Origin of the sequence: Microbacterium sp. GbtcB4 (assembly GCF_019091465.1) — a bacterium.
Taxonomy (GTDB): domain Bacteria; phylum Actinomycetota; class Actinomycetes; order Actinomycetales; family Microbacteriaceae; genus Microbacterium; species Microbacterium paraoxydans.
Window position 1 is genome coordinate 89,763 of sequence record NZ_JAGXJJ010000004.1, and the last position, 15,765, is coordinate 105,527.

The 15,765-nt window shown below is 68.3% G+C and carries 12 protein-coding genes; 7 read left to right on the forward strand and 5 right to left on the reverse strand.

The genetic code is table 11. The annotated features are described in order from the left end of the window. Nucleotides 1-85: 85 nt before the first annotated feature. On the reverse strand, nucleotides 86-1,954 hold the full coding sequence (lepA, locus tag KVS71_RS08170) for a translation elongation factor 4 (RefSeq protein WP_025103696.1): 1,869 nt from the start codon (nucleotides 1,952-1,954) through the stop codon (nucleotides 86-88). A gap of 242 nt (nucleotides 1,955-2,196) precedes the next feature. Between lepA and KVS71_RS08175 the strand changes: the two genes are divergently transcribed. From KVS71_RS08175 to KVS71_RS08200, 6 genes are all read left to right on the forward strand, one after another. Next, nucleotides 2,197-3,180 (forward strand): ABC transporter permease, encoded by a 984-nt coding sequence (locus tag KVS71_RS08175; RefSeq protein ID WP_060921467.1) that lies wholly within the window; start codon nucleotides 2,197-2,199, stop codon nucleotides 3,178-3,180. Between the two features lie 2 nt (nucleotides 3,181-3,182). Beyond that, a complete protein-coding gene (locus tag KVS71_RS08180; RefSeq protein ID WP_060921466.1) occupies nucleotides 3,183-4,103 on the forward strand; it encodes an ABC transporter permease in 921 nt (306 codons plus the stop codon). After that, nucleotides 4,100-6,028, forward strand: coding sequence for an ABC transporter ATP-binding protein (locus tag KVS71_RS08185; RefSeq protein ID WP_060921465.1), 1,929 nt, complete (start codon nucleotides 4,100-4,102; stop codon nucleotides 6,026-6,028). Before KVS71_RS08180 ends, KVS71_RS08185 begins: the two co-directional genes overlap by 4 nt. A 133-nt stretch (nucleotides 6,029-6,161) precedes the next feature. Further along, nucleotides 6,162-7,871 carry an ABC transporter family substrate-binding protein gene (locus KVS71_RS08190; protein ID WP_060921464.1) on the forward strand — a complete coding sequence of 570 codons (1,710 nt, stop codon included), beginning with the start codon at nucleotides 6,162-6,164 and terminating at the stop codon, nucleotides 7,869-7,871. A 165-nt stretch (nucleotides 7,872-8,036) separates the two neighbouring features. After that, complete coding sequence (locus KVS71_RS08195) at nucleotides 8,037-8,216, forward strand: hypothetical protein (protein ID WP_060921463.1); 180 nt, start codon at nucleotides 8,037-8,039, stop codon at nucleotides 8,214-8,216. A gap of 67 nt (nucleotides 8,217-8,283) precedes the next feature. Then, the gene (locus tag KVS71_RS08200; RefSeq protein WP_105949966.1) at nucleotides 8,284-9,015 is read left to right on the forward strand and encodes an alpha/beta fold hydrolase; all 732 of its coding nucleotides are present in this window, start codon (nucleotides 8,284-8,286) and stop codon (nucleotides 9,013-9,015) included. On the opposite strand, the gene KVS71_RS08205 is transcribed toward KVS71_RS08200, so the two are convergent. Both KVS71_RS08205 and KVS71_RS08210 read right to left on the reverse strand, forming a co-directional pair. Further along, nucleotides 9,007-10,245 (reverse strand): MFS transporter, encoded by a 1,239-nt coding sequence (locus KVS71_RS08205; protein WP_368874609.1) that lies wholly within the window; start codon nucleotides 10,243-10,245, stop codon nucleotides 9,007-9,009. The genes KVS71_RS08200 and KVS71_RS08205 overlap by 9 nt on opposite strands. Next, nucleotides 10,242-11,615, reverse strand: a complete 1,374-nt coding sequence (locus KVS71_RS08210) for a glycoside hydrolase family 1 protein (RefSeq protein ID WP_105949967.1) — start codon at nucleotides 11,613-11,615, stop codon at nucleotides 10,242-10,244. The genes KVS71_RS08205 and KVS71_RS08210 overlap by 4 nt, the downstream gene beginning before the upstream one ends. 221 nt (nucleotides 11,616-11,836) lie before the next feature. On the opposite strand from KVS71_RS08210, the gene rpsT reads away from it, so the two are divergent. After that, entirely contained in the window at nucleotides 11,837-12,097 is a 261-nt protein-coding gene (gene rpsT, locus KVS71_RS08215; RefSeq protein ID WP_060921459.1) for a 30S ribosomal protein S20, read from the forward strand. Between the two features lie 67 nt (nucleotides 12,098-12,164). Here rpsT and holA read toward each other — a convergent pair whose 3' ends face one another. Both holA and KVS71_RS08225 read right to left on the reverse strand, forming a co-directional pair. Further along, on the reverse strand, nucleotides 12,165-13,202 hold the full coding sequence (gene holA / locus KVS71_RS08220) for a DNA polymerase III subunit delta (protein ID WP_071329524.1): 1,038 nt from the start codon (nucleotides 13,200-13,202) through the stop codon (nucleotides 12,165-12,167). A gap of 34 nt (nucleotides 13,203-13,236) precedes the next feature. Next, nucleotides 13,237-15,600 carry a ComEC/Rec2 family competence protein gene (locus tag KVS71_RS08225; RefSeq protein ID WP_368874610.1) on the reverse strand — a complete coding sequence of 788 codons (2,364 nt, stop codon included), beginning with the start codon at nucleotides 15,598-15,600 and terminating at the stop codon, nucleotides 13,237-13,239. Nucleotides 15,601-15,765: the final 165 nt, after the last annotated feature.

Below are 15,765 nucleotides of genomic sequence, written 5' to 3' on the forward strand. Positions count from 1 at the left end.
GACAAGCTCAGCGACCCAGCGCGGACGGACCCGCTTCGACAAGCTCAGCGACCCAGCGTGGACCGACAGGCTCAGCGGGAGCGGGCTACTTCTTGTCCTTGGTCTCGACGTCGCCGGAGAGCGCGGCGATGAACGCCTCCTGCGGAACCTCGACGCGGCCCACCATCTTCATGCGCTTCTTGCCCTCCTTCTGCTTCTCGAGGAGCTTGCGCTTTCGGGTGATGTCACCGCCGTAGCACTTGGCGAGCACGTCCTTGCGGATCGCGCGGATCGTCTCGCGGGCGATGATGCGGGCACCGATCGCCGCCTGGATCGGCACCTCGAACTGCTGGCGAGGGATGAGCTTGCGCAGCCGCTCCGCCATCATCGTGCCGTAGGCGTAGGCCTTGTCCCGGTGCACGATCGAGCTGAACGCGTCGACCTTCTCGCCCTGCAGGAGGATGTCGACCTTGACCAGGTCGGCCTCCTGCTGCCCCGACGGCTCGTAGTCCAGGGACGCGTAGCCCTGCGTCTTTGACTTGAGCTGGTCGAAGAAGTCGAACACGATCTCGCCGAGCGGCATGTTGTAGCGCAGCTCGACGCGCTCCTCGGAGAAGTACTCCATGCCCAGCAGCGTGCCGCGCCGCGACTGGCACAGCTCCATGACGGTGCCGACGTAGTCCTTGGGCAGCAGGATCGCCGCCTTGACCATCGGCTCCGACACCGAGCCGATACGGCCGTCGGGGTACTCGCTCGGGTTCGTCACGGTCACCGTCTCGCCGGTGTCGCTCGTCACGACCTCGTAGATCACGCTCGGGGCGGTGGTGATGAGGTCGAGGCCGAACTCCCGCGAAAGACGCTCGGTCACGATCTCCAGGTGCAGCAGGCCGAGGAAGCCGCAGCGGAACCCGAAGCCGAGCGCCACGGAGGTCTCCGGCTCGTACTGCAGCGAGGCGTCGGAGAGCTTGAGCTTGTCCAGCGCCTCGCGCAGTTCGGCGTAGTCGCTGCCGTCGATCGGGTAGATGCCCGAGAAGACCATCGGCTTGGGGTCCGTGTAGCCGGGGAGCGCCTCCGCCGCGGGCTTGCGAGCGTTCGTGATCGTGTCGCCGACCTTCGACTGCCGCACGTCCTTCACTCCGGTGATGAGGTAGCCCACCTCGCCGACGCCGAGTCCCTTGGTCGGAGTGGGCTCCGGGCTCGACACGCCGACCTCGAGGGCCTCGTGGTTCGCGCCGGTGGACATCATCTGGATCCGCTCGCGGGGCGAGAGGCTGCCGTCGACCATCCGCACGTAGGTGACCACGCCGCGGTAGGCGTCGTACACGGAGTCGAAGATCATGGCCCGCGCGGGTGCGTCCGCGTCGCCCACCGGTGCCGGGATCTCCTCGACGATCCGGTCGAGGAGATCCTCGACGCCCATGCCGGTCTTCCCCGAGACACGCAGCACGTCCTCCGGCTTGCCCCCGATGAGAGAGGCCAGCTCCTTCGCGTACTTCTCGGGGTCGGCGGCGGGCAGGTCGATCTTGTTGAGGACGGGGATGATGTGGAGGTCGTTCTCCAGCGCGAGGTAGAGGTTGGCCAGCGTCTGGGCCTCGATGCCCTGCGCCGCGTCGACGAGCAGGATGGCACCCTCGCACGCGGCCAGCGACCGGGAGACCTCGTACGTGAAGTCGACGTGACCGGGGGTGTCGATCATGTTGAGCGCGAACACCTCGTCCGGGCCCTGCGCCTGCCCCAGAGCCCACGGCATCCGCACCGCCTGGCTCTTGATCGTGATGCCGCGCTCCCGCTCGATGTCCATCCGGTCGAGGTACTGGGCGCGCATGTCCCGCTCCGCGACCACGCCGGTGATCTGGAGCATGCGGTCGGCCAGGGTCGACTTGCCGTGGTCGATGTGGGCGATGATGCAGAAGTTACGGATCTGCGCAGCCGGCGTCGCGGCAGGCTGAAGCGGGGTGAGAGCGCGTGGGGACATGTCCCGTCGATTCTACGGTGAGGGTCCTCATAATCCCCATTCGTGCGTATCGGTGATAGTCTCCCGAAGTTGCCCGGGATCAATCCGTGACACCGGATCCCGTAAGCGATACGACTCCGTCACAGACTCCGTGAAGGCTGTCGCGTCGCGCGGAACGGCGGATGAAACCCGATCATCCGCCCGGCTCAGCGTTGCGTCGGCAGACCCCGAGCGCGTCTGGAGAAGAGAAAGACAAATCCCCCTTGATCAAGTACCTCGCGCGCCGTGCCCTCGGCTGGCTGCTCATGATCGTGGTCGCGACGAACCTCACCTACTTCCTCGCGTGGGGCTTCCTCGATCCGCGCAGCAACTACGTGGGTCGTCGCCCTCCGCTCAGTCCTGAGCAGATCGACAACGTCCTCATCCCCCGCAACCTGAGCGACACAGTCCCGCTGATCGAACGGTGGTGGAACTGGTTCTCGGGGATTCTGCTGCGATGGGATTGGGGCGTCAGCCCGACGGGGCAGTCGGTGAACGAGCAGGTCGCCTATCGCATGTGGGTCAGCGCCGAGCTCGTCCTCGGCGCCACGATCATCGCCGCCGTGCTCGGCGTCTGGCTGGGCGTGTACACCGCCTCCCGTCAGTACAAGCTCGCCGACCGCATCGGCCAGGCGACCTCGATCATCACGATGAACATCAACATCATCGTGGCGGGTCTCGCCGTGGTACTCCTCGCAATCGCGCTCAACGAGGCGACCGGCGTGCGCATCTTCTACGTCACCGGCTCCTCCAGTCCCGGGGTCACCGGCTTCTTCCCCACGATCGTCGATGCGCTCCAGCACGTCACCCTGCCGACCATCGCTCTGGTGCTGGTCGGTTACGCCCAGTATCACTTCCTTCAGCGCTCCCTGCTGCTCGACAACATCAACGCCGATTACGTCCGCACGGCGCGCGCCAAGGGGCTCACGAAGGCCCAGGCGATCCGGAAGCACGCGCTCCGCACGTCCCTCATCCCCGTCGCCACCCAGGTCGCCTTCACGATCCCGACGATCTTCACCGGCGCGATCCTGACGGAGACGATCTTCGCCTGGCAGGGCATGGGGCGCTACTTCCTCGACACCATCAACCAGAACGACATCAACGGTGTCGTGGCGGTCGCCGCGTTCGGCGCCGTTCTGACCGCGATCGGCGCCGTGCTGGCGGACATCATCGTGGTCATCCTCGACCCGCGAGTGAGGGTGAGCTGAAAATGACCACGGAAATGATCGATCCCCTCGTCGAGCCGCCCGTCGGGCCTCCGCAGCCCGCCGACAAGTCGCTCTCGAAGTGGACGTTGTACACGCGCCGGTTTCTGCGCAACAAGCCCGCTGTCGGCGGCATCATCGTGCTGTTCGTCCTGATCCTCTTCGCGACGCTCGGACCGTTGCTGTCGCGCTACGCGGTGAATGACATGGACTTCCTGGCATTGAGCTCGCCCCCGTCGGCCGACCACTGGTTCGGGACCAACGGCGCCGGGAACGACACGTACACGCAGACCGCTGTCGGTCTGCAGCGCTCGCTCATGATCGCCATCACCGTCTCGCTCGGCACGACGATCCTCTCGGCACTCGTCGGCACGGCCGCCGCCTACTTCGGCGGCTGGTTCGAGCGCATCGCTCTTCTGGTGATCCACTTCATGATGGTCGTCCCGACCTTCCTCATCCTGTCGGTCGTCTCGAATGACTCCGGCGGCGTCTGGTGGGTCATCGCCCTGGTGATGATCTTCGTCGGATGGTTCTTCCCCGCGCGCATCATCTGGACGATGGCGCTGTCGCTCCGCGAACGCGAGTACGTGCAGGCCGCGCGCTACATGGGGGTCCGTGGCGGACGCATCGTCCTGCGGCATCTGGTCCCCAACATCGGATCACTGCTGGTGATCAACTTCACCCTGGGCATCGTCGCCGCCGTGACCACCGAGACCGGTCTGTCGTTCATCGGCTTCGGCGTCAAGATCCCCGATGTCTCCCTCGGCTCCCTGATCGGCGAGGGCAGCACGACCATCACGAGCTCGCCGTGGCTGTTCTACTTCCCGGCCCTCGTCCTCACGCTGCTCACCGTGTCGATGGCACTCATCGCCGACGGTCTGCGTGATGCCCTCGATCCCACCTCGGCTGCTGGAGGCCGCGCATGAGCCCCATCCTCTCCGTCCGCGACCTCAACGTCAGCTTCGCCTCTGAGGCCGGCCGTGTCCACGCCGTCCGCGGCGTCTCCTTCGACCTCGAGGCCGGGAAGACCCTCGGCATCGTCGGAGAGTCCGGGTCGGGCAAGTCGGTCACCTCCCTGGCGGTGATGGGCCTGCTCGACGAGAACGCCAAGGTGTCGGGCTCGATCATGTTCGACGGCCAGGAGCTGATCGGCAAGACGGACGCGCAGCTCTCCACGATCCGCGGCAACGGCCTGTCGATGATCTTCCAGGACCCGCTGACCTCGCTGACCCCCGTGTACACGATCGGCACGCAGCTGATCGAGGCGTTGACCGTGCACCGCAACATGAGCGGCAAAGAGGCCAACGCCCGGGCCATCGACCTCCTCAAGCTCGTCGGGATCCCGGAGCCGGAGAAGCGCATGAAGGCCTTCCCCCACGAGTTCTCCGGTGGCATGCGCCAGCGCGTCGTCATCGCCATCGCGATGGCGAACGACCCCAAGCTGATCATCGCCGACGAGCCGACCACTGCTCTGGACGTGACGATTCAGGCACAGATCCTGGACCTCATCGAGAAGGCACAGGACGAGACCGGCGCGGCCGTGATGATGATCACGCATGACATGGGTGTCGTGGCCCGCACCGCCGACGACGTCATGGTCATGTACGCGGGCAAGCCCGTCGAGCAGGCCCCGGTCAGGGAGCTGTTCCACAAGACCCGGATGCCCTACTCGATCGGACTCCTCGGCGCCATCCCGCGCGTGGACAAGGCCGAGAAGGAGCCCCTGACCCCGATCAAGGGCAACCCGCCCCTGCTCATCGACCTGCCCGATGCGTGCCCGTTCGCGGACCGCTGCCCCATCGTGATCGATGCCTGCCGCGCGAAGGAACCCGAGCTTCTCCCCGTTCACACGGGAGGCGTGTCAGAACACCGTGCGGCCTGCATCCGTGCGGACGAGATCGAGGATGGCGGCATGCTCGGCGGGCTACCGGTGTACCCCGTGCGCGAGGTCCCCGAGAGCGACCTCACCCGCCTTCCCCGCGAGGAGCGGCCGATCACGCTCGAGGTGAAGAACCTCACCAAGACGTTCCCGCTTCTCAAGGGGGCGTTCCTCAAGCGCAAGGTCGGTGAGGTCCACGCGATCAAGGGGATCAGCTTCGACGTGCGCGAGGGCGAGACGATGGCCATCGTCGGCGAGTCCGGCTCCGGCAAGACGACGACGCTGCTCCAGATCATGGACATGGTCAAGCAGACCGAGGGCGACATCGTGATCGCCGGCACGAGTGTCAACGACATCCGCAGCCACAAGGTCGAGCGCGCTCTGCGTCGCGACATCCAGATCGTGTTCCAGGACCCGATGGGTGCTCTGGATCCTCGCCTGACCGTCGCCGACATCATCGCAGAGCCGCTTCTCGCGATCGGAACGCCGAGCGCCGAGGTGCACCGTCGTGTCGGTGAGCTGATGGATCTCGTCGGCCTCAATCCGGCGCATCGCGATCGCTTCCCCCAGGCGTTCTCGGGTGGTCAGCGACAGCGCATCGGCATCGCCCGCGCGCTGTCGACGAACCCCAAGATCGTCGTTCTCGACGAGCCGGTCTCCGCGCTCGACGTGTCGATCCAGGCCGGCGTGATCAATCTCCTCGATGAGCTCAAGGTCAAGCTCGGGCTGTCGTACCTCTTCGTGGCGCACGACCTCTCCGTCGTCCGCCACATCGCCGATCGGGTCGCCGTGATGTACCTCGGTGATTTCGTCGAGCACGGCGATGTCGACGAGGTGTTCGACAATCCGCAGCACCCGTACACCAAGGCTCTGCTCTCGGCGATCCCGGTCCCCGACCCGGACATCGAGCGCACGCGGCAGCGCGTCGTGTTCGATCCCGACACGGTCAGCACGAAGCCGGCGACGGTCTGACACGGGCACGGCCGGGGCCGAGAGTGGTCACCGTCCGATAACGGTTAGGCGCCATTCACCGCACGGCGGCGTACCGGTATGAGGCTCGAACTATTCTTCCCTTTATGACACGCCGTAAGGCGAAAGGAGCACCATGAAGCAGTACAAGCTGATGGGAGCGCTGGCATTCACCGGCGTTCTCGCACTCGCGATCAGCGGGTGCGCTGCCGGAAACGGCGGCAGTGGCAACAGCGGCGACAACGGCGAAGCTGCCGAAGTCGAGATGGCGAACTACAACCCGCAGCCCCGCGAGAACCTGAAGGAAGGCGGCGAGGTCAACTTCGCCATCCGCGAGGTCCCCGACCAGCTCAACGCATTCAACAGCGACGGCAGCGCGGACACCGCCCGCATCGCCGCGTGGTACACGCCGCAGCTGATCCTGATGGAGCCGGACGGCACGCAGTACAAGAACGACAACTACCTGTCGGAGTGGAAGAACGAGGTCAAGGACGGCAAGACGGTCCTGACGTTCACGTTCACCGACGAGGCCCACTGGAACGACGGCACCGACATGGACTGGACCGCCATCGATGCCACGTGGAAGGCCAACCGCTCCTACGACGAGGGCTTCAACCCGAACGCGACCGATGGCTACAAGGAGATCGAGTCCGTCGAGCAGGGCGACTCCCCCAAGACGGCCATCGTGACCTTCAAGGGCGAGTTCGCCTGGCCGCAGATGCCGTTCAACGGCGGCGTGATCCACCCGGCCCTCGCCGACCCGGACGTCTTCAACGAGGCGATGATCGACAACCCGCACCCGGAGTGGGGTGCCGGCCCGTACACCGTCGACGAGTTCGACGCGAACAAGGGCTACATCTCCTTCAAGCCGAACCCCGAGTGGTGGGGCGACGCTCCGCTGCTCGACAAGGTCACCATGACGGGCATGGACGGCCAGGCCGGCGTCAACGCCTTCAAGAACGGCGAGGTCGACATGGTGGAGACGGGCTCTCAGGAGCTCATCGACCAGGTCAAGGACGTCGACGGTGCGGTCGTCTACCGCGCACAGCAAACGGCGAACACCATCCTGCAGGTCGACGCGACGAAGCCGCAGTTCGAGGACGTCAAGGTCCGTGAGGCGTTCTTCAAGGCCATCAACATCGACCAGCAGAAGCAGATCGCCTGGAACGGCCTCGGCTACGAGGAGGACCCGGCCGGTTCGCTCACCCTGTTCTCCTTCCAGCCCGGCTACACCGACTCGATGAAGGCCGCCGGCTGGGAGTTCGACGTCGAGGGCGCCAAGAAGCTCCTCGACGAGGCCGGCTGGACCGAAGGCTCGGACGGCATCCGCGAGAAGGACGGCGTCAAGCTCTCCGTCGTCTACCCCATCTGGAACGACACCGCGACCGCCAAGGCGCTCGCGCAGTCGCTGCAGGCGCAGGAGAAGGAGATCGGCATCGACGTCAAGGTCGATGTGCGTCCCGCCAGCCAGTTCTCCGACGACTACACCTCGAAGAACTGGGACGTCTCCGGACTCCGCTTCACCTCGTCCGACCCGTTCGGTGCCGCCTGGTTCTGCCAGCTCTACTGCTCGGACTCCGGTCTGAACCTGTCGGGTGTCGGTGACGCCGAGCTCGACGCGGAGATCAAGGACAAGGTCGAGTCGCAGAGCGACCCCGAGGCGCAGACCAAGGCCGCCATGGAGCTCGAGCCCGAGATCTACAAGCGCTGGGGTCTCATCCCGCTGTACAACGGCCCGCAGATCTACACGGTTCAGGAGGGTCTGGCTAACCTGACCCCGGAGCCTTACGTGGGTCTCGACCTGTTCGGCATCACGCCGGTCGAGAACGTCGGCTGGGAGAAGTAACATCCTCTGACACATCTCGTGTCGAAGCGGGGTCGGTGGTCCATCCACCGGCCCCGCTTCGTGTATCGTCGTCGCGCGAAAGGTATGGTCTCCGTTTCGGCGGGGAGGTCCCGGCTCCGCCGGGGGCTTCCGAAACGAGTGGCCGGAAACGAGATCGGAGGATCGATGAAGAACAAGATTCGCGCGGGAGTGCTCGCCCTCGGCGTTGCGGCCGTCATGGTGTTGGGGTCTGGTGTCTCGGCAGGCGCGGTCGTGAAGCCCATACCGCAGGGCGACGGCGGCGGCGGGAAGATGGGCACCAAGACGTGCTTCATCGGAGGTATGCGCGCGATCTGCCTGAAGTAAAGGCCCTCTCGTGTCGAAGCGGGGTCGGTGGTTCATCCACCGGCCCCGCTTTCCTTATGCTGAAGGCGTGACCGTCCAGACCGTCCTCGTGCACGGCATCCGCACGTCGGCCACCATGTGGCGGTCGCAGATCGAGTACCTGGAGGCACGCGAGCTCCCCGTCACCGCCGTCGACCTCCCCGGCCACGGCAGCCGGATGGAGGAGGACTTCACCCTCCACGAGGCGCTGCACACGATCGACGCCGCCGTCCGCGCCGCCGCAGAGCGGGGCCCCGTCCTGCTGGTCGGGCACTCGATGGGCGGGCTGCTCTCCCTCGCGTACACCGGTGGCGCGGAGCCTCCCCCCGTCGACGGACTCGTCGCCGCGGCGTGCACCTCGCTGCCCCGCGGCGCGGGGCTGCGTGCATACCGACTGTTCGCCAGGGCGGTCGACTCCCTGCCCGACCGTGGCATGTGGCTGACGCAGCGGATGCTCGCTGCGACGATCCCCGAGGAGAATCGCGGTGATTTCGCCGCCGGCGGCTATGCGCTCGACATCCAGGACCAGACGCTCCGCAGCCTCGCCGCTCTGGACGTCGCCGCCGCTGTCCCCCGCATCGACGTACCCCTGTGGTTCGTGAACGGCCAGTACGATCAGCTCCGCTTGAACGAGCCCCTGTTCCGGCGTCTGGCCCCCGAGGCCGAGCTCATCGTCGTGCCGCGGACCACGCACCTTCTCACGGCCATGCGCCCGCGGGTGTTCAATGCCGTCCTCGCGCTCGCGATCGCGACGATCGAGCAGCGCACGGCGTCAGGCTGAGAGCACTCGGGGCCGCGCGGCGGCGGTGAGAGCTCCGCCGACGAGCGATAGGACGGCCGCCGCGAGGAAGACGAGCCAGAACCCGCCGGCCAGCGCGACGAGGCCGGCTCCGAGGACGGGCCCGATGAGTTGGCCGAGGGCGGCGATCACGTTCACGATGCCGAGGTCGCGCGCGTGGTCCTGCTCATCCGGGAGCAGATCGGCCGCGAACGCGAGTCCCACGGTCGAGAAGGCACCATAGCCGACGCCCATGAGCGCGGCGGCGATCATCGTCATCTCGAAGGTGGGCATGGCCACGATCACCACGCCCGATGCCGCCTGCACGACCGTGGCCGCCACCGCGAGTCGACGCCGCTCGCCGGTGCGGTCGGAGATGATCCCGGTGATCACCGAGGCGAGCACGACGAAGACGGTGTAGACGACGATGAGAAGCAGGAGGTTGTCCTGTGCGGTCGCGCTCTCCTGGCCGAGGCCGTGGAGGAGGAAGAAGAGGAACAGGGCCGTCCCGAGAGCGTTGCCGATGTTGGTGACGAGCCGGCCGGAGAGCATCCAGGCGAAGTCGCGGTCGCGGAGCGACGCCAGGCGGGGACGCCCGATGCGCTGGGGACGGAGCGCTTCGGTGCTCGGCGGGTCCGGCAGCAGCAGCGCCGCGGCGATGCCCACCGCCGCGATGATGCCGGCGAGGAGCAGATACCCGGCGAGGATGTCGAGGCCCAGCAGCACCACCAGCCCGACCCCTAGAACGATGCCGACCGCCTGGCTCGAACCGACCGCGGCGGAGGCGGCGCCGCGCTGCGTCGTCGGGAGCTGGTCGGCGATGAGAGCGGTGAACGCGGCGGAGGAGACGGCGACACCGATCGAGACGCCGATCCAGCCGGCGCCGACCGCCCACGGTCCCTCGGCGAATCCGGTGAGCACGAGACACGCGGCGGTGAGCACGACACCGCCGAGAGCCCACGGGCGACGCCGGTGCGCGCCGGCACGGGCGCGGTCCGAGAGCGCTCCGGCGAGCGGCCCGGCGACGACACCGGCGAGGCCACCCACTCCGAGCACGATCCCGGAGGAGACGACGCCACGGACCCAGTCGTCCTCCGGAGTGTCGAGCTGCAGCGGGAGGAGGAGCTGGACCGGGGTGAGCTGGACGGTCCAGATGGCGAGCCAGGCGAGGGTGAACAACGACATCCAGCGCAGGCCCGCCCTGCGGGTGGCGACGCCCGAGGTACCGCTCACGCTCGTGCCGCCTCGGCGTCGCGGGCCGCACGAGCGCCCCCGATGAGCTCGCGATACCAGCCGTAGGAGCCCTTCGGGGTGCGCTCCCCCGTCGAGAAGTCCACGTGAACGAGACCGAACCGTTGCGTGTAGCCGTCCGTCCACTCCCAGTTGTCGAGCAGCGACCAGACCGTGTACTCCTCGACGGGGACGCCGGCGTCGATGGCCTCGCCCACCGCGTCGATGTGCGCGGAGAGGTAGGCGATCCGGTCGATGTCCTCCACAGGACCGGCGACCTCGGGTTCCGGGAAGGAAGCTCCGTTCTCTCCGATGACGATCGGTGGCATGTCCGGGTGGCGGCGGTGCAGGTCGATCAGGAGAGCACGCAGCGCGGACGGCATGATCGGCCACTCGGGACCGAACCCGGTGACGGGGACTCCGGGCGTCGGCACGATCTCGAACGGGATGTCGTTCCCGGAAGCGGCGGCGGTGACGGTCGTCGGGTTGTAGAAGTTCACGCCGTAGAAGTCGATCGATCCCGCGATGCGTGCGAGGTCATCACCGAGGATGGGCAGCGGCGGAAGCCCGAGCGCCTCCAGGTCCGGTGTCGTCCCGGAGAGCAGCGGCTCGCTGAACAGCCGGTTGTGCAGGAGGTCGTAGACCGCGGCTGCGGCATGATCCTCCTCGGTGTCCCGCAGCGGCAGGACCCAGGTGTGGTTGTTGACGAGCCCCACGCTCTCCGCACCCTGGTGTCGCAGCGCGTCAGCGGCTCGGGAATGGGCGAGCAGCTGATGGTGGGCGGTCGGGAGCGCACCGTAGAGGAGCTGCCTGCCGGGTGCGAGCGCGCCGACGGCGTAGCCCTGCAGGGTGGTCATGGCGGGCTCGTTCAGGGTGTACCAGGACGACACCCGGTCTCCGAGGCGGGCGGCGACGAGGGCGACGTACTCCCCGAAGCGTTCGGCGGTGTCGCGAGCGAGCCAGCCGCCGTCGGCCTCGACCGGGCTCGGCAGCTCCCAGTGATAGAGCGTCGGGAACGGCGTGACTCCGGCCTCCAGCAGAGCATCGATGACGCGGGCGTAATGGTCCAGCGCCGCGACGTTCCCGGGCCCGCGTCCGTCCGGCTGCACGCGCGCCCAGGGAATCGAGAACCGGTACCGATCGAGTCCGAGACCGGCCACCAGGTCGACGTCATCCGCCACACGGCGATAGCTGTCGCAGGCTGGCTCCGCCGTCGAGCCGTCGCGGATGCGTCCGGGTTTCGCGATCTCGTCGTCCCAGATCGACCGGCCCGCTCCGTCGGCACGGCGGGAACCCTCGATCTGGATGGCTGAGGTGGCGGCGGACCAGCGGAGCCGCGCACGCGCGGTCGGGTCGGTGCTGAGGGGGGTCATCGGGCTCCTTGACGTCGTCGTCGTTGAGGATGATTCTGCACCCGGTCCCACCCTCCGCGCGACGGCGTCTCGTCCGGTCGGTGTCGTTTCGCACGATCCCATCCGGTGCTGGTAGACTCGACTCTTGGCTTGCGTGTGGGTTCTTCCCTCACGACCGCCGTGCAGCAGCCCTCTTCTGCTGCCGGCACTCCGAATAACTCCTGTACAGAAAGCGTCCACACGTGGCAAACATCAAGTCGCAGATCAAGCGCAACAAGACCAACGAGAAGGCTCACGCGCGCAACAAGGCCGTGAAGAGCGAGCTGAAGACTCTCGTCCGCCAGACCCGCGCGGCCGTCGCCGCCGGCGACAAGGCCGCAGCAGAGAAGAGCCTGAAGAAGGCCTCGGTCAAGCTCGACAAGGCCGTCAGCAAGGGTGTGCTGCACAAGAACCAGGCATCGAACCGCAAGTCGGCGATCGCCAAGCAGGTCGCGGCTCTCTGAGCTTCCGACTTCCGGAAAGCCCGTCTCCTCATGAGGCGGGCTTTCTGCTTTCCGGGAGGCGAGAGCCCTAGCCCCCGAACGGTTCACGGGTGGCGATGACCGTCACCATGCGCTCGAGCGCGAAGATCGGGTCGCGCGCCGCACCCTTGACCTCGGCGTCGGCGCGCGCGGTCGCCTGGATCGCCATTCCCAGGGAGCGCTCGTTCCAGCCCGCCAGGTCTCGCCGCGCGCGGTCCACCTGCCAGTCCTTCATCCCGAGGCGCTGGGCGAGCTGCCTGCTGGGTTCACGATTGCCGGCGACGCGCGCCATGGTGCGCAGCTTCATCGCGAACGCGGCGACCATCGGCACCGGGTCCGCACCGGAGGACAGGGCATGGCGGAGCGCCACGAGAGCCTCCCCGTAGCGACCGGCGATGGCGGTGTCGGCGACGACGAACGCCGACACCTCGACCCGGCCGCCGTAGTACTTGGTGACGACCTCTTCGGTGATGTCACCGTCGACATCGCCGATGAGCTGCTGACATGCAGCGGCGAGCTCGGTGAGGTCGTCGGCGAATGCCGAGACGAGCGCTCGGAGTGCCGGCGGAGCGATGCGCTTCTTGGCCGCCTTGAACTCCCCCGCCGCGAAGTCGACCCGGTCGCCGTCGCGCTTGATGGCGGGGCAGGCGATCTCGATCCCACCGCCGGTCCCCGCGCGGAGGGCGTCGAGGAGCTTCTTCCCGCGGACACTGGCTCCGGTATGCCGCAGAACGACGGTCGCGCCCTCCTGCGGGTTCTCCAGATACCCGATGGCCTCTTGGAGGAACGCGTCGGAGCACTTCTCCACGCCGGACACGCGGACCAGTCGCGGCTCTCCGAACAGCGACGGCGAGGTCAGGGAGAGCAGCGTGCCGGGAGCGTAGTCGTCGGCACGCACGTCGCTGACCTCGAGCGCCGGATCCTCGGCACGGAGGTAGTCGCGCACCCCGGCGATCGCGCGCTCGGCGCAGACTTCTTCCGGCCCGGATACGAGCACCAACGGCGCGGGATGAGGCTCTCGCCACGACACCTGCGGGATCTTCGTGGCCTTCGCGCCGCCGCGGGAGGGAGGACGGGAAGCTGCCATGGGACCAGCCTACCGGCGGCGTCGGACACCCGCCTCAGGGCGGCGCGACGTCGGTCCAGACGCGGAGGGCATGGTCCTCGATGCCGAGCAGGGTGCGGCCGTCGTGGTCGGTGCGGTAGACGTGCGCGCCGAGAGCCGACAGCGTCTCCAGGGTCTCCCGACGCGGGTGCCCGTAGTCGTTTCCCGCGCCGACCGTGATGAGCGCCACGCTCGGCTGCAGAGCCTCGTAGAGGGCAGGCGCCTGGTCAGCGCTCCCGTGGTGGGCGACCTTGACCACGTCGTATCGTGTCAGCGGCGTATCGCGGAGCAGCGCGCGTTGCGGGGCCGCGGAGAGGTCGCCCAGCAACAGGGCGCGCGGCACTCCTCCCCCGGCGAACTCGGTGACGACGCTCGCATCGTTGCCCGGCGGGAAGGCGACACTGTCCTTCCGCGGCCAGAGCACCCGCCACGATGCTCCGCCGAGAGTGCCCCGGTCTCCGGCGCCGGCTGCGCGGAGGGCAGCGCCCGCCCGCGCCAGGTCGTCGAGCATGCGCGCATCGGTGTCATCGGCGGGCGGTCCGTGCAGCACGGTGTCCACTCGCCCTTCGAGCACAGCCGCACCCCCGACGTGGTCCGCGTCGAAGTGCGTGAGCACGAGCAGGTCGATGCGATCGACGCTCAGCGAGCGGAGGCATGCGTCGAGCGCCGCCGGGTCCGGACCTGTGTCGATGAGGGCGATCGCGTCCTGCGAACGCACCAGGATCGCGTCGCCCTGGCCCACGTCGCACGCGGCGATCGCCCACCCGTGCGGCGTCACGAGCGGAGCGAGCGGACCGTCGACCAACGCGCGGGAAGCACCGACGGACGCCACGACGATAAGAACGCCGGCCGCCACGCATCGGACGATGGTGAGGACGCCGCCGGACATCGAGGCCCACGGCCGACGAGACCACACCGTCACGACGTCCGGGCGCGTGACGTCCCGTAGGCGCGGTCTTCCGCGGCAGCACACGATGGCGATCGCGACGCTCACCAGCGCGACCAGGGCAGCGCTCCCGAGACCCGCGGGGAGGAGCACCTGAGCGCCGGGGAGCCCGGAAGTGACATGCGCGACGGTCGCGATCCACGCCGACGGCAGCCAGGCGCACGCGGCGAGCAGATCCGCGACGGGTGGGAGAGGCGCAGCGAGACAGGCGAGCAGCCCGATCACCGTGGCGATCGGCGCAGCCGGCTCGGCGAGGAGGTTCGCGACGACCGAGACGAGCGATTGCTGTTCCGCGAACAACGCGATCACGGGCGCGCACGCGAGCTGCGCCGCCAGAGGCACGGCGATCGCCAGGGCGAGCGGACCGGGCAGCCAGCGCCCGATCCCGATCGCCAGCGCCGGGGCGAGCAGGATGAGGGCCCCGGAGGCCACGGCGGACAGCGCGAATCCCGGGGTCGACGCCAGCCAGGGATCGGCGACGAGGAGAGCGGCCACACACAGGGCCAGGATTCCGGCGCCTGCGCTCGGCCGCCCGACGAGGATCGACAGCATGCCCGCCGCAGCCATCGTGGCGGCCCGGATGACGCTCGGCTCCGGTGTCACGAGTACGACGAAGGCCGCCAGGGCGAGGGCGGCGAGCACGACCCGCAGCGCTCGCGTCCCGCCGCTCAACGCCACGATCCCGAAGACCGCAGCGGCGACGACCGCGCAGTTCGCCCCGGACACGGCGGTGAGGTGGCTGAGGCCGCTCGTGCGCATGTCGACGTCGACCGCAGCGGGCACGGCGGTGGTGTCGCCCACCGCCAACCCCGGGAGGAGTCCGGCGCCGGGTTCCGGGAGCCGTGTCGCGCGCTCGACGAACGACCGGCGGAGGTCGGCAGCGAATCCGAAGAGGCCAGGTGCCGCCCCCTCCACCATTCCCGCGGTGACGAAGACGACGAGCACGGCCCGCTCTCCCGGGTCCGTTTGAGCACTCTCTCCGGTCACCCGCACCTGCGCACCGAGGACGAACCCCTCCCCCTCCTCGATGCCGATGCGCACCGGACCGGCCGCCGGCGCCACGGCCCCGGGCGCACCGATGCCGCTCAGCTGCACGTCCATCCACAGACGCCCATCGCGTCCCACGGACGCCGAGGACGAGACTTCACCGACCGCTTCGACGGCTCTGCCTCCCCACGCGTGCACGGCGTCACGGCCCGCGGACTGTGCGAACACGGTGAACGCCACGGCCGCCGCCGTCGCGAGAACCACGATGACCAGTCCCCCGATCGTCGCGACTGCGCGGCGCCGGATCGCCAGAGCGGCGCCGATGATCCCCGCGGCCGCCAGGCATCCACCCGCCACCCACGCCGCCGCTCCCGGCACGAACACGCAGACCAGGGCCACACCCCAGGCACCGACCGCCACCGGCAGCAGGCGCAGATCGCGCGTCACGCCGATCCCTCCTCGGACCCCAGGGACGAACGCTGCCTCTCATGCATCGGATCACCCTAGAGTCGCGCCGGTGCCCGCTCCGCCCGCCGCGACCACCGCCGCACGAGCAGAGGACAACGACCCTGGAGGTCAGGGTGTGGAGGAGCACTTCTCTGATGGAGGAGA

Bases quoted from the DNA above. Each gene is read 5' to 3' on its own strand.
- KVS71_RS08190 (WP_060921464.1), top strand. From the start codon at position 6,162: ATGAAGCAGTACAAGCTGATGGGAGCGCTGGCATTCACCGGCGTTCTC.
- KVS71_RS08180 (WP_060921466.1), top strand. From the start codon at position 3,183: ATGACCACGGAAATGATCGATCCCCTCGTCGAGCCGCCCGTCGGGCCT.
- KVS71_RS08185 (WP_060921465.1), top strand. From the start codon at position 4,100: ATGAGCCCCATCCTCTCCGTCCGCGACCTCAACGTCAGCTTCGCCTCT.
- holA (WP_071329524.1), bottom strand. From the start codon at position 13,202: ATGGCAGCTTCCCGTCCTCCCTCCCGCGGCGGCGCGAAGGCCACGAAG.
- KVS71_RS08195 (WP_060921463.1), top strand. From the start codon at position 8,037: ATGAAGAACAAGATTCGCGCGGGAGTGCTCGCCCTCGGCGTTGCGGCC.
- lepA (WP_025103696.1), bottom strand. From the start codon at position 1,954: ATGTCCCCACGCGCTCTCACCCCGCTTCAGCCTGCCGCGACGCCGGCT.
- KVS71_RS08210 (WP_105949967.1), bottom strand. From the start codon at position 11,615: ATGACCCCCCTCAGCACCGACCCGACCGCGCGTGCGCGGCTCCGCTGG.